Genomic DNA, 23887 nt, shown 5'->3' with positions numbered 1-23887 from the left:
AATTTTAAATAATAAATTATAAAAGTTTTGATAAAATATTGATGTTATCTGGCAATCTGCCTACATTTTGTAATTTTAAAGCTGCCAATTTTAAGGCTATTTGCAAACATTCTTCAATGTTTTTTTCTTTGATATAAGCAAATAAAAAACCAGACCAAAATGCATCACCCGCTCCAGTAGTATCCATCACTTTTTCAATTTTTATAGCAGGTAATTGTATTAGATTTTTTCCTTTTTGAGATAGTTTAACTCCTTTGCTGCCTAAAGTTAAACAAATAGTATCTGCACCTAGCTTATGAAAGAAGTCGAAAATTTCTTGATGAGGTAGTTCTTTGTCAAAAAGGCGTAGCATATCATCTTCACTAATCTTTATCAAAGGGTTTAAAGCGCAGTATGTTTTAATTACTTTTAAGGCTTCTTCCTTGCATTCCCAAAGTTCTTTTGCATAATTAATATCGATACTTAATTTGCAACCATTATCTGTAGCTTCTTTCGCTTTTTTTATAATTGTAGTTTGGGCAGGATTTTTACTTAAAGCAAAACAAGTAGTATGAAATATTTTTGTTTTACATAACATTTCTGTGGTAATCTGATCATCAGAAATATGATTATCTGCATTTCTATAAGGTATAAAATCTGGAGTACCATTAGATCTTGATACAAAAATGACACTAGTAGATTTATTTTCTAATTTTTTAACATTTGAAGTATTTACTCCAATTTCTTGTAGTCTTTTAGAAATGTATTCTCCAAAGCCATCATTACCCACAGTAGATACCATTGTTGATTTTAAGCCCAATCTTTTGCAATTCATAGCAACATTAGCAGGTGAGCCACCTAAATACCTGTGGTAATCTCTAGTTTCATTAATAAGTACATCATTTTGATGACCAATAAAGTCTACTAAAACTTCGCCAACACATAAGATGTCTATATTTCTTTTATTATGTTTCAAATTTTCTTTATTTTTATTCAATAATAGGTTTTGGTTCTTGGAGCCTAAATGCTAAAAACCCTGCAATAACAAAAAATATACCACCTAACAATATCGCATTAACAGCACTATTATTTAGTAAGTTTTTTACTATTGGTCCAAAAGTTATAGTTTGAATTCCCATAGGAATTACAATCATCATATTTAAAATACCCATATAAACACCGCGTCTTTCTTGAGGCACTATTTTAGATACCATAGAATAAGGTATTCCCATCATTGCTGCCCAACCAATTCCAAAAAGAATCATTGGTATTAGTACCATGTTAGGGTTTTGAATATGTGGTATAGAAAGCATTGCAATACCCGTTAAAAACAAACTAGATACATATACTTTTTTTCCACCCCATTTTAATGCTAAAGGAACTAAAGCCAAGGCAAATATAATCGTTGAAATGTTATACGTGGTATTCATTTTTGCGGCTTGGCTTAAAGCTTGAGATTTATCAAAACCCATACTTTCTTCAAACATTGGCGATATAAATTGCCAATAAATAAAAAGGGCATACCATTGAAAAAGATAAACAGCAGCTAATTTCCACATGAATTTAGGCATGTCTTTTATGGCGTCTGTAATTTCTAGAAACGGCGTTTTTATTCTATCTAAAAGAGGTAAGGCATTATGTTTATTGATGCTTTCTAATTCTTCTTCGGATGGTGGAATTTCTGGTGTTTTAAATACAGACCATAAGATTGTTGATACTGATAAAACTGCACCAATAAAAAACGAATAATATAACCAATTAGGAATAGAACTTGCAGTTTCTGTTACCGTTTCTGAAGTACCAAACCAATCTTGAAAAAGAAAAATAGATGCATTGGCTAATACAATACCTGCACCAACAAATAAACTTTGCATTTGATACCCAAAACTTAATTGATTGTTTGGTAATTTATCACCCACAAAAGCACGATAAGGTTCCATGGCCATATTGTTTCCAACATCTAAAATCCATAACAAACCAACCGCAAACCATAGCGTAGGGCTAAAGGGAAAAGCAAATAAGCATAAACTACCAATTAAAGCGCCAATTAAAAAAAATGGTTTTCTTCTTCCCCAACGTGGAGACCAAGTTTTATCTGAGATTGCACCAATTATTGGCTGAATTATTAATCCTGTTACAGGGCCAGCTAAGTTTAATAATGGTAAATCTTCATGGTGTGCGCCTAAAAATGAAAATATAGGATTAACAGCTGTTTGCTGTAAACCAAAACTGAATTGAATGCCTAAAAAACCAACATTCATATTAAAGATTTGCCAGAAACTTAAAGAAGGTTTTTTAATTTTCATCTTTTTCGATTTTTTTGCCTAATACTTTTAGAAACTCTCTAAAGTTGCCTTTGTTTAAAAAAACATCTCCTTTATTGTCTATAACAGGTAAACTTAAAGTATAAATAGGAATATTAGCTTTTTGCAGTTTTACTAACATCTCTTGTTCTTTCTTTTTATTGATATCAATATCGTAGTAGGTGAATTTAATGTTTTTTTCTTTTAAAAAAGCTTTTGTAGCTAAACAACTATGGCAACTATCACTGCCATAAACAATCATTTTTTCTTTTTTTGATTTTTTAGTTTGATGAAACACTTCTTGAGCATTGCTATGAAGTGCCGTTAAATAAAGAATGACAATTATGAGATGTTTCATTTAAAATGTATTTTGGAATTGGGAAATTATACTTTGCCTAAAAAGAGAAGTTAAGCAAATACTTTATCTTTTTTAAGGGTAGTTTTTTAGATAATTAATTTAATAAAATAGAGCCAATATATTTTTCATTGACTCTATCTCCAATTCAAATTAATACTAAATCAAAAACTTTTTATTTAAAAATTATATTGTAACGTCATAGTAGTTGAACGACCAGAAATTGTTCTTGCAGCAGCCAAACCAGCAGCTATGTTTCCATTTCCTTCTACTTCTGTAACACCTATTGTATCGAATAAATTATTAGCATTAACACTTAAAGATAATCCTTTAGTTAAGCCAACTCTTACAACTGCATTTACGTACGCATAACCTGGCATTACTAAGTCATTATCATCTTGTGCAAAAGATTTAGAGGTACCTAGTATGGTGATTCCTAAAAGATGTTGCTTGCTTGCACCAAAAGAATATGTTGGTGCTAAATTGTAAACAAAATCTGCTTGTCTTCTTGGTTTATTTCCTTGATTTGCTCCTCCATCAATTTCTGCTTTCGTATACGTAACGGAACCATTGATGCCAAAATCTCCAAATCCATATGCAGATTCTACTTCTAAACCGAGCGCTTTAAAAGGGTTTCCTACGGTTCTGTTTAATTCATTACTAATACCTTCATCGGTATTACTTACAAAGCCTGTAACATTTAAAACACCATTCTCTAATCTCTTTTTTAAACCCACTTCAAATTGAGAAATTTCATCAAACTGTACATCTCCTAAACCATCTGCACCATATGTATTTCTATCTGCAGCTCTACCAGAAGCACCTTTACTATATCTTCCAAAAACAGCAGCTCCATCATTAATTTTATAATTTAAACCAGCCGAGAAAGAAACAAAATTATAATCATCGCTTACTGTTTGTCCGGGATTACCAGCTATGGTTGGTATTGTAGCTTCAAACGGGCTAATTACACCATCACTATTGTAATCAAAACCAATTAAATTTCCATTGGCATCTAAGTTACTTAATTGTCCGGAATTTATGGTTCCGTTTACATTTACGTTTTCAAAACGAACACTACCATCAAAATTTAATTTTTCAGAAATTTCTGCATCAACACCTACATAAGGAGAATTTACATTATGTACAGTATTGTATTTTCTTTGGCAACAGTTACCCCAAACTGGCTGGCCAAAAGAATAAGCACCACCTTCAGAGAATCCTTCAAAAACTCCTAATCTAGCTTGACCATCGCCTGCAACTTCAGAAATTGCAGAACTCCATTGCCATCCTATTTTAGTATTTTGTGTTGCAGAGAACATACCTACTGTAACTCCAATATTGTCATTAATTGCTTTTGTAACTTTTACATCACTAAAAAAGTTGCTTAAATCTTCGATAGTTACATCAAAATATCTAATATCTTGTGCTAATCCATTTGCAGGATTAAATGGTGTACCATCTTGAAAAGTTAAAGCACCTGTTGCTCCAGAAGCACCTCTTACTAAAGCTTCGATATCTGCTACTGTACCTACATTTGCAGTAAATGGAGCATTCCATTGACCAGAATTGTTAGAATATCTTGCTTTACCATTTATTTTCCAGTCATCACCCAAATCAAAAGAGAATTCAGCACCAACTGAAGCACTTACTGGGTTGTTACCATTCCTCATATCATTTTGTGTAGGATTTCCATCATAAACACTATATGTATTTTGAATATTTACAGAATGTGGCGTATCAGAAGTAATATCAAAACCTGGTAGGTTTCCAAAAGTAGGATTTGAATTTGAACCCGTTAAACTTACAGGCATTGGCATATACATTACAGATTTATCGTTTAAATATTTAAAATAGGTGCGTACATAACCATTTTTAAATTCTTTAGTAAGGTTTGCTTTAATTTGCCCACCTTTATTTCCTTGGTAACCGATATTTCTTGGTCCTTCACCAACACGCATAAAACCACCAATATGATAATATAATCCTTCTCCTATGGGAGTTCCATATTCAAAATCTAATCTACTATTTTGGAAATCTAAACCATAAGTTGCACCTATAGTTCCACCTTCTGTTCTTCCTGTTTTGCTGATCATATTGATAATCCCAGCAGGGCCATTAGATGTTTGCGTAGAAGCAGAACCACCTCTAATAGCTTCAACTCTTCCAATATTAGAATCGATACGTAAAAAGTTATCTGCATTACCAAAAGAAGTATCTCCAAATAACATGATAGGGAGTCCGTCTTCTTGCAATTGTAAATATCTAGAACCGCCAGAAGAAACTGGCACACCACGTACATTAAAGTTTGCATTACCTTCACCACCAGAAGATTCTGCACGAATACCAGGTATACTTCTAAAAAGTTCACCAGCAGATCTTGGAGATGCTTGCTCTATTTGTTTAATACCCACAGTAGAAACAGAAACACTCGATTCTAATTTAGATTTCGGATTTACAACCCCGGTAACTATAATTTCATCTAGTGATTGTGCGTTTTCCTTAATAACAATATCTAATTTTAGATTGCCATTAACCGTAATTTCTTTGGTAAAATTATCATAACCAATGTAAGAAGCCACAATTGTGTAAGTTCCATTAGTTACATTTGCAATTTCGTAGTTTCCATCAAAATCTGTATTTGCACCTTTAGTAGTTCCTTTTAAAAGAAGGTTCACTCCAGGTATTAAGTTACCACTGTTGTCTTTAACGGTACCAGAAATTGTTGATTGCGCAACAAAAGCTGTTGATGATAGCATAAGTATCATCAAAAGCAAATTTTTAAAGTTTAATTGTTTCTTCATTTTAAGTGTGAATTTAATAAAAAAGTTAATTATTTTTTATCAAATGTATTTTTATTGGTTTTTAAATTATCAAATAAATAAATCGAAAACGTTTTCGATTTACCGAAAACGTTTTCGGTAAAGATAAATGACTATATTTATCAGGTAAAAAAGCAACGTTTAATTTTTATAAAAATATAATATTTTGGTCACACTAAAACAAATAGCAGAAGAATTGGGTATTTCTATCACTACGGTATCTAAAGCCTTGAAAGAATATCCTGATGTTAGTAAAAAAACTAGAAAATTAGTTCGAGAAACTGCTACTTTGTTAAATTACAAGCCGAACTCTTTTGCTGTAAATTTAAGAACAAAAGAATCAAAGACTATTGGTTTAATTATTCCAGAAATAGTACATCACTTTTTTTCTAGTGTTATTAAAGGGATTATTTCACAGGCAGAAAAAAAAGGATATTTAGTAATTACACTACAATCTAATGAATCTTTTGAGCTCGAAAAAAAACAATTAGATTTACTATTAAGTAAAAGGGTAGATGGTATTTTAATTTCTTTAGCCAATGCTACAGCAGATTATAAACATTTAACTGAAATTATTGAGCAAGATACGCCTTTAGTGATGTTTGATAAAATTGCTAAAATTATAAGATGCTCTAAAGTTATTATTGATGATAGAAAAGCAGCGTATAAGGCTACAGAACATTTAATAAAAATTGGATGTAAACGTATTGCTCATTTTAGAGGTCCTTTATTGCCTCAAAATTCTATTGACAGGTTTCTAGGCTATAAACAAGCTTTGATAGATAATGATATTATATATGACCCAAGTTTAATCTATCTATTAAATGAAATGAGTTTTGAAGAAGGTCAGTTTTATGCAAATCAACTTTTAAAAGATCATAATGATGTTGATGGAATTTTTATTAATACAGACTTAGTAGCAATAGGAGCTATAGCAGAATTTAACAATCAAGGTGTTAAAGTACCTGATCAAATAAATGTGATTGGTTTTAGTAATTGGTTTATGTCATCAGTTATTTCTCCATCTTTAACTACAATTAATCAACCTGGATTTGAGATGGGTAAAAAGGCTTTCAAGCTCCTTTATAAAGAAATAAGAGATAAAAAGAAAAATAAAGTTATCAGCTATAAAGATGTTGTTTTAGACACAGATTTGATTATTAGAAAATCCACTAAAAAAATGCTTATCTAATTTTTAGCTATTATTATTATTATTATTAATTATTGTCCGATAAAAGATAAAAAGACCGCTTTCGCTGTTAGAATCAAGAACAAAGACTTGAATGTAACTAACTGAAAAACAATATTATTACGATTTTAAATTTTTCGATACATCATAAATTCTAAAGTGGTTTTAATAGCAAGGTGTACTACTTTAAAAACTCTTGAAAATCAAGACTATCAATACTTTAAAACACTTTAGCTAATTTTAATCGGACAACACTATTTTTGATTATATATTTTGCGAAATATAGTTCCGTTAATCGAAAAGAATTCCTCGATGCTCTACGTCGGGGTTTCCGTTGAAATTGTTATTCCCGTGAAAACGGGAATCTAAATAATAGAATTTTGGTTTTTGACCTTTTTAGGTCAAAATGAAACGAGCAAAACCTGCCTGCCGGCCTTTAGATTTGTAAAACAAAAATATTAACTTAAAAAAAATCATAATTGAATTGATCTTTCTTTTTTTGCTTCTTTTTTTCTTTGTTAATAACTCTAATTTTGTTGATAACTAAATACATAAAAAAGAACGGGGTGAACTTTTCTGTCGGCTAGATTAATGACCTATTGCCTGTATTAGTCCTCGTTCTTTATTAACCAGGTTACAAGGACCAAATAGAATACTAGAATTTACCTTATAAAGGTGTTAGTCAAGGTAACCATTTTAAACTTTATAAAATTATGAATATTAAAGACACAGTTGGCATCGACATGAGCAAATTAACTTTCGATGCAAGAATCCATTCCAGTCAAATTGAAAGTGAATTTCAAAATGACAAAAAAGGCTACAAAAAATTGGTTGATTGGACTTACAAGAATTCTGAGTTACCAAAAGAGAACATCATTTTTGTGTTTGAACACACTGGACTTTACTCTGATGGTTTATCCGTTTATTTAGCATCAAAACACATTCCTTTTTTTCTAGTTCCAGGTCTTGAAATTAAACAATCAATGGGAATGACAAGAGGTAAAAGCGATAAAGCAGATGCAAAAAAGATAGCAAAATATGCTTATCGAATGAGAGATGAGATTACACCTACAAAGCTTTCGTGTAAGGAAGAACAAAGCCTTAAGCACCTTCTTTCTCTCCGCCAGAGGTTAGTAAAGCAAAGAGCTGGTTTTAAAGCTTCGCTTAAAGAACAAAAGCGTGTGCTTGTTAAAAAAGATAATAAAACACTCCTATCCACTCAGCAGAAAATGATTAGCTACTTGACTAAACAAATTCAAGAAGTAGAACATGAAATGATGGATGTTTTAAAGAGTAACCAAAGCATGCTAAATAATTATAAGCTAATAACATCCATTAAAGGTATCGGATCTCAGACAGCTCTGTTTATGATAGCATACACAGCTAACTTTACTAAGTTCAAAAACCATCGAAAATTTGCATCTTATTCTGGTATTGCTCCATTTCAAAATCAATCTGGAACTAGTATAAGAGGTAAAACTAAAGTGAGTAATCTGGCAAATAAAAAAATAAAAAGTCTTCTTGATTTGTGTGCAAAAACAAGTATCCAACATAATGCTGAAATGAGAATTTACTATGAAAAAAGAGTAGCAGAAGGAAAGAATAAAATGAGTACAATAAATATAATAAGAAACAAATTAGTATCAAGAATATTCGCGGTTGTTAATAGAAAAGAGCCTTATATAGACACCATGAAATATGCTGCTTAAAATTGTTGATAACTTTAACATTTCTTGGCTGGTTTAATCATAGAATACAGGCAGGTACCTCTATGGGGCTGGCTCGAGGATAGTTCGTTTCAAGAAATTCTTTATTTGCTGATTTTGAATGAGTTTTATATTTATCAATCAAATTTTATGATTGCCTAAAAACTACAAAACCTTGATAATCGCAAGATTACCAAGGTTTTGAACTAATATGATACCTAAAGTTGTCGGGGTGGCAGGATTCGAACCTGCGACCTCCTCGTCCCAAACGAGGCGCGATGACCGGGCTACGCTACACCCCGAAATGATTGATCATTTTAGGAATGCAAATATAACATAATATTTATATATTGCGTTAGTCTTTTTTGTGAATTTAATTTCTGTTAAAAATGAGGTTTTCTAATTTAATATTTCTTCTTTTTTTTGGGTTATCCTCCTTAGGATATGCTCAAAAGCAAGGCAACCTAACGTATGAAGTTATTGTTTCAGATATAAGCATTCCTTGGGGTTTTGTGTTTCTGCCGGATAATTCAATTTTAATTACTGAAAAAGAAGGCAAATTGATTCATTTTAAAAATGGAAAAAAAACCATAATTTCAGGACTTCCAGAAGTTACAGTGCGTGGTCAAGGAGGTTTGATGGATATAGAATTACATCCAAATTTTACAGAAAATAACCTTATTTATTTTACATACGCTTCATCAGAAGGAACAGGAAGTGGTGCAAATACAACTTTAATGAGTGCTGAATTAAAGAGCAATACACTCATCAACAAAAAGGTGTTATATAAAGCGGAACCAAATAGTAGAAAAGGACAACATTTTGGTTCTAGAATTGTTTTTGATGCACAGAATCGAGTCTATTTTAGTATTGGAGATCGCGGAAATAGAGATGAAAATCCACAGGATATTACAAGAGATTGTGGTAAAATTTATCGGTTAAATGATGATGGTAGTATCCCTGATGACAATCCTTTTGTAAATGAGTCGAATGCAAAAGCAGCGATTTATAGTTATGGTCATCGAAATCCGCAAGGAATGGAAATAAATCCTTTTACCAATGAAATTTGGTCACATGAACATGGTCCTAAGGGAGGAGATGAAATTAATATCATCCATAAAGGGAAAAATTATGGCTGGCCCATAATAAGTTATGGAGTAAATTACTCTGGGTCTAAATTTACAGGGATAACCAAAAAGGAAGGTATGGAGCAACCTCTGCATTACTGGACCCCATCGATTGCTCCTAGCGGCATGGCTTTTGTAAATTCAGACAAATATCCGAATTGGAAAGGAAATTTGTTGGTAGGCTCTTTAAAGTTTCAATACATTGCTAACTGTACCCTACAGAACGGAAAAGTAGTGAAAGAACAAAAAATTTTAGAAGGATTAGGTAGAGTTCGTTCAATAGAACAAGGGCCTGAGGGTTACATATTTGTTGGAATTGAGGGCGTAGGAATTATTAAATTAATGATAAAATAAGATGAAAAAAGTACTATTGATATTTTTTTTAAGCTATATAATTTATTCTTTTACAGAAAAAGAACAAAAGTATCAGAAAATCAATCAAGATTCAAAATTGATAGAAAGTATAAAAAGAGGAAAAGAAATTTATATAGATATGTGTGTTACTTGTCATTTACCAAACGGACAAGGAATTCCAAGAGTTTTTCCACCATTGGCTAATTCTGATTATTTATTAAGTAAGCGAGCAGAAAGTATTCGGGCAATAAAAAATGGCGTAAAAGGTAAAATTGTTGTAAACGGAGTTACTTACCGTCAAATAATGCCTCCATTGGGTTTAGAAAATGATGAGGTTGCAGATGTTATGAATTATATTACCAATGCTTGGGGTAATAAAAATCTTAAAATGATCACTGTAAATGAGGTAGAAATGGAATCTAAAAATTAGAAAACAGTACATACAGTTTCAATAAGTTTTTATTATCAATCTATTATAATTATCATTCGAAATAATAGTGTAAATAAATCTAAAAAATTAAATTTGTTGTTCAATTTTAGAGGATTATGTCAGAAAATATAGAAAAAATAAAGTGTTTAATAATAGGTTCAGGTCCTGCAGGATATACAGCAGCAATTTATGCGGCAAGAGCAGATATGAAACCAGTTGTATATACAGGTATGCAAATGGGAGGGCAATTAACAACCACAACAGAGGTTGATAATTTTCCTGGATATGCAGAAGGAACTGATGGACCTGCCATGATGGAAGATTTAAAGAAACAAGCTGAACGTTTTGGTACGGATGTGCGTTTTGGAATGGTGACGAAGGTAGAATTAAGTGATAAAATTGGTGGAGTTCATAAAGTTATTGTGGACGAAGACAAACAAATAGAAGCACAAACGATTATAATTTCTACAGGTGCATCAGCAAAATATTTGGGAATTGAAAGCGAACAGCGTTTAATTGGAGGAGGTGTTTCGGCATGTGCAACATGCGATGGTTTTTTCTATAAAGGACAAGACGTAGTCGTTGTAGGGGCTGGAGATACTGCTGCGGAAGAAGCTACTTATTTAGCGAATATTTGTAGCAAGGTTACCATTTTGGTTCGTAAAGACTACATGCGGGCTTCAAAAGCGATGCAACATAGAGTAAATAGAACTAAAAATATTGAAGTTTTATACAACACTGAAATTGATGAGGTTTTAGGAGACAAAGTTGTGGAAGGTATTAGAGCCATCGATAATCAAACAAAAGAAACTTTTAACATGCCAATTACAGGCGTTTTTATCGCAATTGGTCATACGCCAAATTCAGATTTATTTAAAGGTGTTTTAGAGATGGATGAAACTGGATATTTAATTACAAAAGGAAAAACAACCAAAACAAATTTACCAGGCGTTTTTGCTGCTGGTGATATTCAGGATAAAGAATACAGACAAGCAGTTACCGCAGCAGGTACTGGTTGCATGGCTGCTTTAGATGCAGAGCGATACTTAGGAGCTTTGGAATAGTAATGGCACTTTTACAGAATAAAAAAAGCGATTATATATTTTATATAATCGCTTTTTAGCCTTTTGGTTACTCTAAGCCTAATTCTTTCCGCTCCTCAATATCAGAAACTCTATTTTTACTCCAATAGGCAGATTGTATCGTTTTAATTTTCGCAGCTTTGGTCGTTAGCATTTTTCCTCGACTAGAAATGGTTTCTTCCCAAGATTCAATAGTATATGGAAATTCTTTGGTCGCTTTTATAATAAGTGTTCTTTTTAATATTGGATATTTTATCGAGTACACTATAAAATGATCTGTAACTTCTAAAGCAGCAATCGCTTCATAAGCTGTAAACTTTTTGTGATGTAAAGATAAATACTCAAAAGAAGGAATTATTTGCAATTTTCCGGTAGGTAAATTTGTAGGCGAAATTCGGATTTGAGTCCAAATTTCATTTTCTAAAATATCTTTACTCAAGGTAATGTTCCGATCTGAGTTACTTTCAAAATACGAATAAAAATCAATTTTAAAATTCGATGTATTGTTTAATTGCACAAAAGTATTTCCACACCATTCTTGTGCCGAAAAAGAAATTTTAATCGCTTGCTGACGGATGTCGATAGGAGAGAAGGTACTATTCATTAGAGAATAAGGATAAATTCCGGTAGTAAACTTTTTTGTACTATTCAGTTTCAAAATCGGAATATTCTTTTTGCTAGGTGCATCAGCTTTTACTTGTTTTTCTGGAAGAAAATCTTCTGTAACAAAAATGTTTACAGCAATTCCTTGATGAATTTCACCATAACGAACTTGAGAAAGTTGGTAAGATGTTATTTCTGCTTTTCCGGCATACCAATAGTTATTGAAATTTGGATGTTTTTCAATTTTTTCCATAGATGCTTTGGGTTGCATCACTTCTTTTTTCTGTTCAGGATTTGAACAAAAAAAGAACACAAAGCTAAAGATAAGTACAGAGTATAAAGGCATCATTCGTTTCATTGTTCATTTTTATAAGTATACTAAAGTACAAAAAAATAGGGAGTTTAATTACAGCAAATAAAAAAGAGATTGCTTTTAAAACAATCTCTTTTCAATAAATTTAGAATATTTCTACGTCAAGGTATTTATGCCATTACAGACGCTTTTTTAGATTTTCTATATAAGAAAGAATTAAATATATTTCTTTTTCCGAAGTTATTCATAGATTTTGCGTTTACAAATTTTCCGAAAAGTATTTTACTAACTCCAAAATATTCATACGTATTTCCGTCTGTAAACGTAACTTCTAACAACATACTTTTATGGTGCCAATCTGCAACTTGGAACTCTGTTATCGTGGTTTTGTAAGCTTCTAAATTTGCTTCTTTTGTTTCTGGAGCAATGCTTACTAAAAAATGATATCCATCTATAATTCTGGTACTAACATTTTCTGCTTCGGCTTTTTTTTCTTCATCCTGAAATTTATCAGGATGCCATTCTTTCACTAAACTTCGGTAAGAGGTTTTTAATTCCTTTAGATCTATTTTACCTTCTACTTGAAAAAGTTTTTTATATTCTTTAATACGTTTCATCTCTATGTTTTCAAATTGCGTGCAAAAGTATTGATAAAAAAGAGATTAGCGATTTAAAATTAGATTTACTTTTAACTATTGTTCTTTTTTAAGGAATAGATTTTACTATTTTAAAAAGAAGCATTCAAAATTATCATCTTTTTTAAACCTTTAGTTCGCTAAATATTCATCAAGATTTTCAATAGCCCGTATAATAACTTTTACAGATTCTATATAAAAATCTTTATTGATAGTTTCGAAAGTATCTGTAGCTCTATGATAGTCTTTATGATCTGGTACACCAAAATAAATAAAAGGTATTTTTTCTCGGTGAAAAACTCTATGATCAGAAGAAAAAGTCCAGTCGGCTTGTTCTTTATTTTTAGAGTCATCATGACCAAATAATAAAAGTACTTTATCAGATTTAACGTCTTCTAAAGGGTTTCTTAATTCGGGATAATGATGCAAGCCACAGGCAAATAATTCAGGGTCATATTCACTATGAGCAATCATATCCATATTGATATTCAAACTAATATTTGATTTATCAGCATAGTTTTTTAAGAAATAATCTGCACCCAAAGAGCCTATTTCTTCGGCATCAAAAGCAGCAAAAATTAAATTATGTTTTGTGGGGTTGTTTTTAAAGTATTTTATAATAGTAAATAATGCTGCAGTTCCAGAAGCATTATCATCTGCGCCATTAAATATTTTACCATCTATAATTCCTAAATGATCGAAATGGGCACTAATTACGATACTTTTATCGGATGGACCTTTTAACATACCGATAACATTAGCACCTTTTGCAATGGTATCTGTTACATTAGAAAAATCTTTTTTGGGATTTTTTATCGGAAATACATCTTGCCTTTTTTTACCCTTAAAAGTATGTGAAAATCCATGAAGGAAATTATTTCCCAAAACAGGTTCCAATCCTAGTGCTGTATACTCATCAAGAATAATTTGTTGTGCTTGCTGATTTCCTAATGTAGAAAAAGCTCTTCCTTCTAGTGAATCATCAGATAAAATCTGAATGTTGGCAAGTAATTCGTCGCTATCAATTTCGATCGGTTTGTGTGTTTTGCAACTTCCTAATAACAATAAGAAAGCCGCAACAGTAAATAAATTTAGTTTCATTGCATTTTTATTTTTAATGTAAATCAGGGAATTTATACAAAGATAATAAAAAAGACCATTGTAATCAATGGCCTTTTTTATTATAAGCATCTAAAATTTAATACTTTAAAAAGTTTTTAATTTTTTTAGGGATTCTTTTTAAAAGCAATATTTGTTTTCAGCTTTTAATTTTTCTGCAATTAAATTACGTAACGCAACAACATTCGGGTAGTTGGCGTATTTTGTAAAACGCTTTAATCCCATTAATAACATACGTTGCTCATCGCCCTCAGCAAAAGAAATAATACCTTCTCTTCCGTTTTTAGAAATAATTTCTACCGCATTATATAGGTACAATCTTGCCATGGCAATTTGTCCTTCTTGCGCATCTTCTCCAAAACGTTTTGCATTTTTCTCTGCTCGTAATAAAGTAGATTCCGCCATATATACTTCATTTAAAATGTTAGCAGCAGCCAAAAGTAATTGTTGGTGTTCTTCTAAATCTGGACCATATTTTTGAATTGCAGATCCAGCTACCATTAAGAAAACTTTTTTCATTTTGGCAATCATCTCTTTTTCTTCTGCAAATAATTCTGAGTAGTCTGGAGTATCAAAAGAAGGGATTCCTAACAACTCATTTCCAACTTCTGTTGCAGGTCCTAATAAATCAACATGCCCTTTCATGGCTTTTTTAATTAACATACCTACAGAAAGCATTCTGTTAATTTCGTTGGTTCCTTCATAAATACGGGCAATTCTAGCGTCTCTCCAAGCAGCTTCCATAGGTGTTTCTTCAGAAAAGCCCATTCCACCAAAAATTTGGATTCCTTCATCTGCACAAGCTTGTACATCTTCAGAAACAGTTACTTTTAAGATAGAACACTCAATGGCATATTCTTCTACACCTTTTAGTTCTGCTTCTTGGTGAGAATTTCCATTTGCCATTCTCATTTCTATTCTATCTTCAATATCTTTCGCAGCTCTATAACTTGCAGATTCGCCTGCATAGGTGTTCGTTGCCATTTCAGCTAACTTTGCTTTAATAGCACCAAAATCTGCAATAGGTGTTTTAAATTGTTTACGCTCTGTTGCATATTGTAGCGCAGTTGTTAAAATTCTTCTTTGAGAATCTAAACATGCTGCTGCTAATTTAATACGCCCCACATTCAATGCATTTACAGCAATTTTAAATCCACCACCTCTTATAGACAACATATTATCTGCAGAAACTATGGTGTCATTAAAAAATACTTGGCGTGTAGAACTTGCACGAATTCCTAATTTATGCTCTTCTTCGCCTAAAGTAATTCCGTTAGAATTTTCGGCATCATATTCAACGATGAATCCTGTAATATTTTTATCATTTTCAATACGTGCAAAAACAATCATCACATTACAGAAACCTGCATTAGAGATCCACATTTTTTGACCGTTGATTTTATAAGATGTTCCATCTTCAGAAAGTTCAGCGGTAGTTTTTCCTGAATTTGCATCAGAACCAGCACCAGGCTCTGTTAAACAGTACGCTCCCATCCATTCGCCAGAAGCTAATTTAGGAACATATTTTTGTTTTTGCGCTTCTGTACCATATAGGGTAATTGGCATTGTACCAATTCCGGTGTGCGCACCAAAAGCTGTACTTAAGGAACCATTTCCACTTGAAATATACTCACAAGTAATCATTGTAGAAACAAAACCCATTCCCATTCCTCCATATTCTTCCGGAACGGCAACCCCTAAAAAGCCAAGTTCACCAGCTTTTTTCATTACTTCTTCGGTTAGCGCATAATCTTTTGCTTCAAACCGATCTCTGTGTGCAATAATTTCACGTTCTGTAAATTCCTTTACAGCCTCTTTCATCATTATTTGCTCTTCTGAAAAATCTTCAGGAGTAAAAATATCTTCACATTTGGTTTCTTTAACAAGAAATTGACCGCCTCTTAATAATTGTTTTTCTGTTGTTTCCATTTAATTGTAGATTAAAGAAGAAAGAAAATAGAAAATAGACCTTAATTGAGGCTATTTTGAAATCCCATTGTCATCCTTTGGAACTCTTCTATTTTTTCTTCAAATTTTTTCAAATTTTCGTTATTTGTATAATTTCTATGATTTGCGACTAATAATTGTGTTCCTAGTTCGAAAGAAGAACCTAATGATATATCAAGAAAGGGGCTAAAATATTTATCTGTTCTTGAAGAACCTTCTGCGATATTACTTGGCATTGAAACAGAGCATCTACTTATTTGTGAACTCAAATCATATCTTTCGTGTTTTGGAAATTTTAATAAAATATCAGAAACATCATTTGTAATCTCTAAACCGAGTTTCCAAATTTTCAAATTTTTATAATTATGTCTTTGTTTAGCGCACATTTATCTATTTTCTTTCCTCTTTTTTCTTACTTCTTTTTTTAGTTTAAAAACTCAAAAATACCTGCTGCACCTTGTCCTGTTCCAACACACATAGTTACCATTCCGTATTTATTTTTCATTTCACGTTTGCGCATTTCATCAAATAATTGCACCGATAATTTTGCTCCTGTACAACCTAAAGGATGTCCTAAAGCAATGGCACCACCATTTACGTTGATGATATCTGGATTTAAACCTAATTCGCGAATTACGGCTAATGACTGAGAAGCAAAAGCTTCATTTAATTCAATAAGATTTACATCATTTTGTTGCAAGCCAGCTTGTTTTAAAGCCTTTGGAATTGCAGCAACCGGGCCAATTCCCATAATTCTTGGTGGCACACCTGCAGCCGCATAACTAACCATTCTTGCAATAGGTTCAAGATTTAATTCTTTCACCATATCTTCTCCCATTACCATCACAAAAGCGGCACCATCACTCATTTGAGATGAGTTACCAGCGGTTACACTTCCGTTTGCAGCAAAAACAGGACGTAATCTTGATAAACCTGCTAGATTAGATCCTTGACGTGGACCTTCATCTTTACTTACAGTATACGATTTTTTTGCTTTTTTACCATGGGCATCCACATAGGTTTGTTCTACATGAATAGGCACAATTTGAGATTGAAAACGACCTTCTTCTTGAGCTTTTAAAGCTTTTAAATGAGAATGTAAAGCAAACTCGTCTTGATCTGCTCTAGAAATTTTAAATTCATTGGCAACAGCTTCAGCCGTATTTCCCATGCCCCAATAATATTCTTCATGACCAGAGGCAACAGTGTCATAATTTAACTCTGGTTTAAAACCTGTCATCGGAACAGAACTCATACTTTCTGCACCACCAGCAATAATACAATCTGCCATTCCGGATTGAATTTTTGCAACGGCCATTCCGATTGTTTCCAGTCCAGAGGAACAAAAACGATTGACAGTTACCCCAGGAACATCAACAATGTCTAACCCCATTAAAGAGATTAATCTTGCCATATTTAATCCTTGAGAGCCTTCAGGCATTGCGTTACCTACAATGACATCGTCAATTCTTTTTTTGTCAAAATCTGGCAACTCCTTCATCATGTACTGAATCGTTTCTGCTGCCAATTCATCGGCTCTTTTAAATCTGAACAATCCTTTTGGTGCTTTACCAACTGCTGTTCTATATGCTTTTACTATATATGCTGTTTTCATAATATTTAGTTTTCCTATCCCAAACCCTTTCCAAAGGAAAGTGAACTGTTGAAGATATATTTTAATTTATTTCTATATTTTTAACATCCTGTCTCCTTCCCTTTGGGAAGGTTGGGATGGGATTTTAATTGCGTAATGGTTTTCCTGTTTTTAACATGTGCTGAATTCTTTCTAAAGTTTTACGTTCTGAACATAAACTTAAAAAAGCTTCTCTTTCAAGATCTAAAAGATATTGTTCAGAAACTTTTGTAGGTTCTGATAAATCTCCTCCTGCCATCACATAGGCTAATTTGTTCGCTATTTTTTGATCGTGAGCAGAAATATATTTACTATCTTCCATGGCATCTGTTCCTACTAAAAACATTCCTAAAGCTTGCTTTCCTAAAACTAAGACATCATTTCGTTTAAAAGGTTGCGTGTAACCTGCTTCTGCCATTAAAAGAGCATGCTTTTTTGCTTGCGCAATTTGACGGTCTTTGTTTACAACAACGACATCTTTTCCTTTTTGTAATAAACCTAAATCGAATGCTTCATAGGCAGAAGTTGCTACTTTTGCCATACCAATAGTTAGGAAATGTTCTTGTAAAACATTGAGTTGAACATCGCCTTTATGAAATAAATCGGATGCTCTTAAAGCCATTTCTTTAGAACCACCACCACCTGGAATTACACCGACTCCAAATTCTACTAATCCCATGTAAGTTTCTGCAGCAGCAACTACTTTATCTGCATGTAAAGAAATTTCACAGCCGCCACCTAATGCCATTCCATGAGGAGCAGAAATCGTTGGGATTGATGAATAACGCATGCGCATCATGGTATCTTGAAAATATTTGATTGCCATATTTAACTCATCATATTCTTGTTCTGCCGCCATCATAAAAATCATTCCGATATTGGCGCCCACAGAAAAGTTTGCTGCTTGATTACCAACAACCAATCCTTGATAATTCTTTTCAGCTAAATCAATTGCTTTGTTAATTGCTGCTAAAACATCACCACCAATAGTATTCATTTTAGATTGGAATTCTAAGTTTAAAATTCCATCACCTAAATCTTCAATTACGGCACCAGAATTTTTCCAAACTTCGTTTGATTTTCTGATATTGTCTAAGATGATAAATGAATCTTGACCTGGTTTTTTAACTTGCTTTTTTGCAGGAATGTCGTAATAATAAGTCGCGCCTTCTTTTACAGAATAAAAAGAAGTTTCTCCATTTTCTAGCATTTCTGTTACCCATGTATTGATTTCATGACCTTCTGCTTTCATCATTTCTACTCCTTTGGCAACACCTATGGCATCCCAAATTTGAAAAGGTCCATGTTCCCAACCAAAACCAGCTCTTAAACCATCATCAATTCTGTACAATTCGTCAGAAATTTCTGGAATTCTGTTTTGAACATACGCAAACATTGCTGCAAATGACTTTCTATAAAATTCACCAGCTTTATCTTTGCCAGAGACTAAAACTTTAAATCGATCAACAACATTATCAATCGTTTTCGTAAGTTCTAAAGTTGCAAATTTTGCTGATTTCTTTTCTCTATATTCTAGCGTATTCAAATCTAAAGAAAGAATATTTTTATTTCCTTTAGCATCTTTGGTCATTTTGTAAAAACCTTGTTTGGTTTTGCTACCTAACATGTTGTTTTCCATCATATGGTTTACAAAATCTGGAATTACAAATTGATCTCTCATTTCATCTTCAGGACAATTGTCTTTTACACCATTGGCAGTATGCACAAGTGTATCTAAACCAACAACATCAATGGTTCTAAAGGTTGCAGATTTTGGACGGCCAATAACTGGACCTGTTAACTTATCAACTTCTTCAATCGTTAATCCCATTTCTTTAACAACATGAAATAAACTCATGATTCCAAAAATTCCGATTCTATTGCCAATAAAAGCAGGAGTATCTTTCGCTAAAACAGCTGTTTTACCTAAAAATTTATCACCATACATCATTAAGAAATCTGTGACGTCTTGTGTACAGTTTGGTCCTGGAACCACTTCAAAAAGTTTTAAATATCTTGGTGGATTAAAGAAGTGTGTTACCGCGAAGTGCTTTTGGAAATCTTCACTTCTTCCTTTATTCATAAATTTGATTGGAATTCCTGAAGTATTCGAAGTAATTAGAGTTCCTGGCGTTCTGTGTTTTTCGATTTTTTCAAATACTTGTTGCTTAATATCTAAACGCTCCACGACAACTTCCATAATCCAATCTACATTTTTAATTAAATGCAAATCATCATCCATATTACCAGTAGTAATTCTATTGGCAAATTCCTTACTATAAATAGGAGACGGCTTAGAGTTTAAAGAGGCTGCTAAAGCATCATTAACTAAACGATTTCGAACTACTTTGTCCTCTAGTGTCAATCCTTTGGCTTTTTCTTTGTCATTTAATTCTCTTGGAACAATATCCAATAAAAGAACTTCAACACCAATATTTGCAAAGTGACATGCAATACCAGAACCCATAATACCCGATCCTATAATTGCTACTTTTTTAATTCTTCTTGTCATTTGTTTATAATTTGATTTACTACTTCTTATTTATCTTGGTTTACAGACTCGAAAATTTTCTTATCCGCAATTAATTTATTGATTGTGATCATCACTTTAAAAAAGGACTCTAATTCATCTTCAGACACATATTTTCTAACAACATTATTAAATTGATAGACATGATTTTTGGAAAATTTGCGCATCTCTAAACCATAATCTGTTAATTTTATAATAACACTTCTACCATCATCAGGATTTTTTTCTCTAGAAATAGCTCCTTTTTGTTCCATTGATTTTAAAATTCGAGAAAGGCTAGTGGGTTCCATGCCCATTAAAGGGCCCAACGCGGTACTAGGCGTTCCTTTTTCTTTATCAATAGTTAATAAAACAAAAGCCATAGACATCGTGCTATTGTAATTTGTAGCCTGTTCGTTATACATCTTTGCAACGGCTTGCCAAGTAGCACGTAATTGATGGTCTATCGATTTATTTTTATCCATGGCACCAAATATATAAAAATTTATTATGCACGCATAGTAAATGTGAAAAAAGTTATGCACGCATAGTAAATTTTAACAGAAAATTATATTGTAACAAATTTTATCTTTATCCTACTAATTAAAATATGTAAGTTTGTCTTGCTTTTAACTTTATTAAAACAGCTTTAAATCAATGAGTAATTTATTAGAAATCAATAATATCGTAAAGAATTATGGCGATTTTAGAGCCTTAAATGATGTTTCTATCCACATACCGAAAGGCAGTGTATATGGTTTGTTAGGGCCAAATGGGGCCGGGAAAACTTCGTTAATAAGAATCATAAATCAAATTACCATGCCCGATGCTGGTACTATTTTTATTGATGGAGAACCTTTATCGTCCAAACATACTGCAGATATTGGGTATTTACCAGAAGAGCGGGGTTTGTATAAATCTATGAAAGTAGGGGAGCAAGCTTTGTATTTAGCACAATTAAAAGGGTTAAGCAAAACAGAAGCTAAAAAACGACTCCAATATTGGTTTGAGAAGTTTGACATTATGGCTTGGTGGGGCAAAAAGATAGAGGAGCTTTCTAAAGGGATGGCGCAAAAAGTGCAGTTTATTGTAACGGTAATGCACAATCCTAAACTGTTAATTTTTGATGAACCTTTCTCTGGTTTCGATCCTATAAATGCACAATTAATTGCCAAAGAGATTTTACAATTACGTGATGAAGGCGCAACGATTATTTTTTCTACGCATAGAATGGAATCCGTGGAAGAAATGTGCGATGAAATTGCTTTGATTGATAAATCAAATAAAATTTTGGACGGTAAACTAAATGAAATTAAAAGGCAATTTAGAACAAATACCTTTCAAGTGGGTTTACATACAGAAAACCCGGCAGAAGTAGAAGCTTCTTTGAGACAAAATTTTGAGGTTTTACCTGCAGATTTTAAATTATTAGGAAAGGAATTAACCTTAAACGTAAAATTAAAAGATGCTAATTCGTCTAACGAATTGTTATCTTTTTTAACGAGTAGAGGACAGGTGCAACATTTTCTAGAATTGATACCAAGTGCAAACGATATATTCATTGAAGCCGTACATAAAAACAGTTAAGAAAATGAGCAAGTTAAAATTAATTATTTATCGAGAATTTATTGCAAAAGTTCGTAATAAATCATTTATAATGATGACTTTTTTAAGTCCGTTATTAATGGTTGGTGTTGGTGCTTTGGTCTTTTTTTTAATGAAAAAGAATGACGAAAAAGTAAAGAAAATTGTTTACGTAGATAATTCAACATTGTTTTCAAAAGATGATTTTGAAGATACAAAATCAATTCAATACGAAGATTTTACAAATTTAGGAATCGCAGAAACAAAGAAAAAGGTCGAAAACGGTGATTATTATGGCGCTTTAATCATTCCTAAAATAGATAGTTTAGAAATCTTGGCACAGTCTATTGAGTTTTATTCCAAAGAATCTCCAGGAATGTCAATCATTAATTCATTAGAGGCTAAAGTTGAACGAAAATTAAGAAATGAAAAATTGAATTATTTTGGCATTGATATCGATAAAATTAATGCCTCTAAAATTCAGTCGAGTATTAAAATGTTTAATTTTTCTGGCGAAGAATCATCAAAATTAATCAATGGCTTAAAAATTGGGGTTGGCGCAATTGCAGGATACATGCTCATGATGTTTGTAATCATTTATGGGTCTTCTGTAATGCGAAGTGTTATTGAAGAAAAAACAAGTAGAATTGTAGAAATTATTGTTTCTTCTGTAAAACCTTTTCAATTAATGTTGGGTAAAATTATTGGAAATGCTTCTGCAGGACTTTTACAATTCCTAATTTGGGGAGTTTTATTATTTATAATTTTTACAGCAGCGTCCTCTATTTTCGGAATTGATATGACAGAGATGCAAACATCACAATTATCCGCAGAACAGTTAGAAGTGGCGAAAAAAGCTACAGGAGGAGATAAAATGCAATTGATTGTTCAAGAAATTTTAAGGCTACCAATTTTAAAAATGTTTGTTTTATTTATCTTTTACTTTTTAGGAGGATATATGTTATACAGTTCACTTTTTGCAGCAGTCGGTGCCGCAGTAGACAACGAAACAGATACACAACAATTTATGTTGCCCATTATGTTGCCTTTAATTTTAGGGGTTTATGTAGGTTTTGCAACGGTAATTAATGATCCTCATGGCTCTATAGCGGTGCTGTTTTCACACATTCCTTTAACATCGCCAATTGTCATGTTAATGAGAGTTCCTTTTGGAGTTTCTTGGTATGAATTGGTATTATCGATGTCGTTATTAGTGGTTACTTTTGTGTTTATGGTTTGGTTAGCAGCTAAAATTTACAGAGTAGGTATTTTAATGTATGGTAAAAAAAATACGTACAAAGATTTGTATAAATGGTTAAAATATAAATGATAAATGCAAGATAAATTAGGGCAAGTTACAGATTCTATTGTAGAGGAAGCAAATTCAATTTTGGATTATTCTTTAACCTTTAGCGAAGAAATAAGTATTACTATTAAGGGACTTTTATTTGTTATTGTTGCCTTGATTATCACTTCTTTTTTATTAAAATATATAAGGAGGTTTGTGACAAGAAAAATGCCTGATAATGATAAGCTTAAATTCGTAAGTGTTTTTAGTTATACGAGATGGTTTGTTTTTCTGATTATTTTTTTGATAGCCATGCATACATCTGGTGTAAATGTTACTGCTATTTTTGCAGCATCCGCAGCACTTTTAATAGGTGTAGGTTTAGCTTTACAGACACTTTTTCAAGATATTCTATCAGGGATTTTTATACTAGTAGATCAATCTGTGCATGTTGGAGATATTATTGAACTAGAAGGAAAAGTTGGCAGGGTTTTAGATATACGTTTAAGAACTACCAGAGCGGTTACGGTAGATAATAAAGTTTTGGTGATTCCTAATCATTTGTATTTGACCAATATTTTATTTAATTGGACAGAAAACGGAACAGAAACAAGAGAATACGTTGATGTTGGTGTCGCTTATGGCTCGGATGTAATGTTAGTAAAAAAAATTTTGGTAGCGATTGCTGAGGCACAACCTACTGTTTTAAAAGACCCGAAACCGATGGTTTTGTTTACTGATTTCGCAGACAGTTCTTTAAATTTTAGAATTGCATTTACATTAAACAATAGTTTTGAAGTGCGCTTTACACAAAGTAATATCCGTTTTGAAATAGACAAGGCATTTAAAGAAAATAATATTACCATACCATTTCCTCAAAGAGATGTTCACCTTATAAAACAAGTATAA

General features: G+C 32.3%; 20 protein-coding genes and 1 tRNA gene. 8 read left to right on the top strand and 13 right to left on the bottom strand.

Annotated features, from left to right (window positions below):
• Positions 1–16: 16 nt before the first annotated feature.
• From K8354_RS10300 to K8354_RS10285, 4 genes are all read right to left on the bottom strand, one after another.
• On the bottom strand, positions 17–955 hold the full coding sequence (locus tag K8354_RS10300) for a carbohydrate kinase family protein (protein WP_223439364.1): 939 nt from the start codon (positions 953–955) through the stop codon (positions 17–19).
• 13 nt (positions 956–968) lie between these two features.
• Positions 969–2285, bottom strand: a complete 1317-nt coding sequence (locus tag K8354_RS10295) for an MFS transporter (protein ID WP_223439363.1) — start codon at positions 2283–2285, stop codon at positions 969–971.
• Positions 2275–2640, bottom strand: a complete 366-nt coding sequence (locus tag K8354_RS10290; protein WP_223439362.1) for a glutaredoxin family protein — start codon at positions 2638–2640, stop codon at positions 2275–2277. Before K8354_RS10290 ends, K8354_RS10295 begins: the two co-directional genes overlap by 11 nt.
• A 176-nt stretch (positions 2641–2816) precedes the next feature.
• The gene (locus K8354_RS10285; protein ID WP_223439361.1) at positions 2817–5405 is read right to left on the bottom strand and encodes a TonB-dependent receptor domain-containing protein; all 2589 of its coding nucleotides are present in this window, start codon (positions 5403–5405) and stop codon (positions 2817–2819) included.
• Positions 5406–5622: 217 nt separating this feature from the next.
• Between K8354_RS10285 and K8354_RS10280 the strand changes: the two genes are divergently transcribed.
• The gene (locus K8354_RS10280) at positions 5623–6651 is read left to right on the top strand and encodes a LacI family DNA-binding transcriptional regulator (protein ID WP_223447661.1); all 1029 of its coding nucleotides are present in this window, start codon (positions 5623–5625) and stop codon (positions 6649–6651) included.
• Positions 6652–7361: 710 nt separating this feature from the next.
• Positions 7362–8357 (top strand): IS110 family RNA-guided transposase, encoded by a 996-nt coding sequence (locus K8354_RS10275; RefSeq protein ID WP_223439360.1) that lies wholly within the window; start codon positions 7362–7364, stop codon positions 8355–8357.
• 224 nt (positions 8358–8581) lie between these two features.
• Here K8354_RS10275 and K8354_RS10270 read toward each other — a convergent pair.
• Positions 8582–8656 (bottom strand) — tRNA-Pro (locus K8354_RS10270).
• Between the two features lie 87 nt (positions 8657–8743).
• On the opposite strand from K8354_RS10270, the gene K8354_RS10265 reads away from it, so the two are divergent.
• From K8354_RS10265 to trxB, 3 genes are all read left to right on the top strand, one after another.
• Positions 8744–9835 carry a PQQ-dependent sugar dehydrogenase gene (locus tag K8354_RS10265; protein ID WP_223439359.1) on the top strand — a complete coding sequence of 364 codons (1092 nt, stop codon included), beginning with the start codon at positions 8744–8746 and terminating at the stop codon, positions 9833–9835.
• Position 9836: 1 nt separating this feature from the next.
• Positions 9837–10265 carry a c-type cytochrome gene (locus tag K8354_RS10260; protein ID WP_223439358.1) on the top strand — a complete coding sequence of 143 codons (429 nt, stop codon included), beginning with the start codon at positions 9837–9839 and terminating at the stop codon, positions 10263–10265.
• A gap of 116 nt (positions 10266–10381) precedes the next feature.
• The gene (gene trxB, locus K8354_RS10255; RefSeq protein WP_223439357.1) at positions 10382–11329 is read left to right on the top strand and encodes a thioredoxin-disulfide reductase; all 948 of its coding nucleotides are present in this window, start codon (positions 10382–10384) and stop codon (positions 11327–11329) included.
• A 67-nt stretch (positions 11330–11396) separates the two neighbouring features.
• Here the strand turns inward: trxB and K8354_RS10250 are convergent, their stop codons facing one another.
• From K8354_RS10250 to K8354_RS10215, 8 genes are all read right to left on the bottom strand, one after another.
• Positions 11397–12308: a septum formation inhibitor Maf gene (locus K8354_RS10250; RefSeq protein WP_223439356.1), complete on the bottom strand. Its 912-nt coding sequence runs from the start codon at positions 12306–12308 to the stop codon at positions 11397–11399.
• Between the two features lie 125 nt (positions 12309–12433).
• Positions 12434–12880: a KTSC domain-containing protein gene (locus K8354_RS10245; RefSeq protein WP_223439355.1), complete on the bottom strand. Its 447-nt coding sequence runs from the start codon at positions 12878–12880 to the stop codon at positions 12434–12436.
• 150 nt (positions 12881–13030) lie between these two features.
• Positions 13031–13999: a M20/M25/M40 family metallo-hydrolase gene (locus K8354_RS10240; RefSeq protein ID WP_223439353.1), complete on the bottom strand. Its 969-nt coding sequence runs from the start codon at positions 13997–13999 to the stop codon at positions 13031–13033.
• Between the two features lie 138 nt (positions 14000–14137).
• Positions 14138–15946, bottom strand: coding sequence for an acyl-CoA dehydrogenase FadE (locus tag K8354_RS10235; RefSeq protein WP_223439351.1), 1809 nt, complete (start codon positions 15944–15946; stop codon positions 14138–14140).
• 41 nt (positions 15947–15987) lie between these two features.
• Positions 15988–16350: a four helix bundle protein gene (locus tag K8354_RS10230; RefSeq protein ID WP_223439350.1), complete on the bottom strand. Its 363-nt coding sequence runs from the start codon at positions 16348–16350 to the stop codon at positions 15988–15990.
• Between the two features lie 38 nt (positions 16351–16388).
• Complete coding sequence (locus K8354_RS10225) at positions 16389–17579, bottom strand: acetyl-CoA C-acyltransferase (RefSeq protein ID WP_223439348.1); 1191 nt, start codon at positions 17577–17579, stop codon at positions 16389–16391.
• A gap of 124 nt (positions 17580–17703) precedes the next feature.
• Positions 17704–20109 (bottom strand): 3-hydroxyacyl-CoA dehydrogenase/enoyl-CoA hydratase family protein, encoded by a 2406-nt coding sequence (locus tag K8354_RS10220; protein WP_223439347.1) that lies wholly within the window; start codon positions 20107–20109, stop codon positions 17704–17706.
• Positions 20110–20135: 26 nt separating this feature from the next.
• A complete protein-coding gene (locus K8354_RS10215) occupies positions 20136–20591 on the bottom strand; it encodes a MarR family winged helix-turn-helix transcriptional regulator (protein WP_223439346.1) in 456 nt (151 codons plus the stop codon).
• A gap of 172 nt (positions 20592–20763) precedes the next feature.
• On the opposite strand from K8354_RS10215, the gene K8354_RS10210 reads away from it, so the two are divergent.
• Genes K8354_RS10210 through K8354_RS10200 form a run of 3 tightly spaced genes read left to right on the top strand, consistent with a single transcriptional unit; the run spans position 20764 to position 23887 of the window.
• A complete protein-coding gene (locus tag K8354_RS10210) occupies positions 20764–21693 on the top strand; it encodes an ABC transporter ATP-binding protein (RefSeq protein WP_223439345.1) in 930 nt (309 codons plus the stop codon).
• A 4-nt stretch (positions 21694–21697) separates the two neighbouring features.
• Entirely contained in the window at positions 21698–23020 is a 1323-nt protein-coding gene (locus K8354_RS10205) for an ABC transporter permease (RefSeq protein WP_223439344.1), read from the top strand.
• 3 nt (positions 23021–23023) lie between these two features.
• Positions 23024–23887, top strand: coding sequence for a mechanosensitive ion channel family protein (locus tag K8354_RS10200; protein ID WP_223439343.1), 864 nt, complete (start codon positions 23024–23026; stop codon positions 23885–23887).

Source organism: Polaribacter litorisediminis, from assembly GCF_019968605.1.
GTDB lineage: Bacteria > Bacteroidota > Bacteroidia > Flavobacteriales > Flavobacteriaceae > Polaribacter > Polaribacter litorisediminis.
This window is presented reverse-complemented; position numbering and strand designations above follow the sequence as displayed.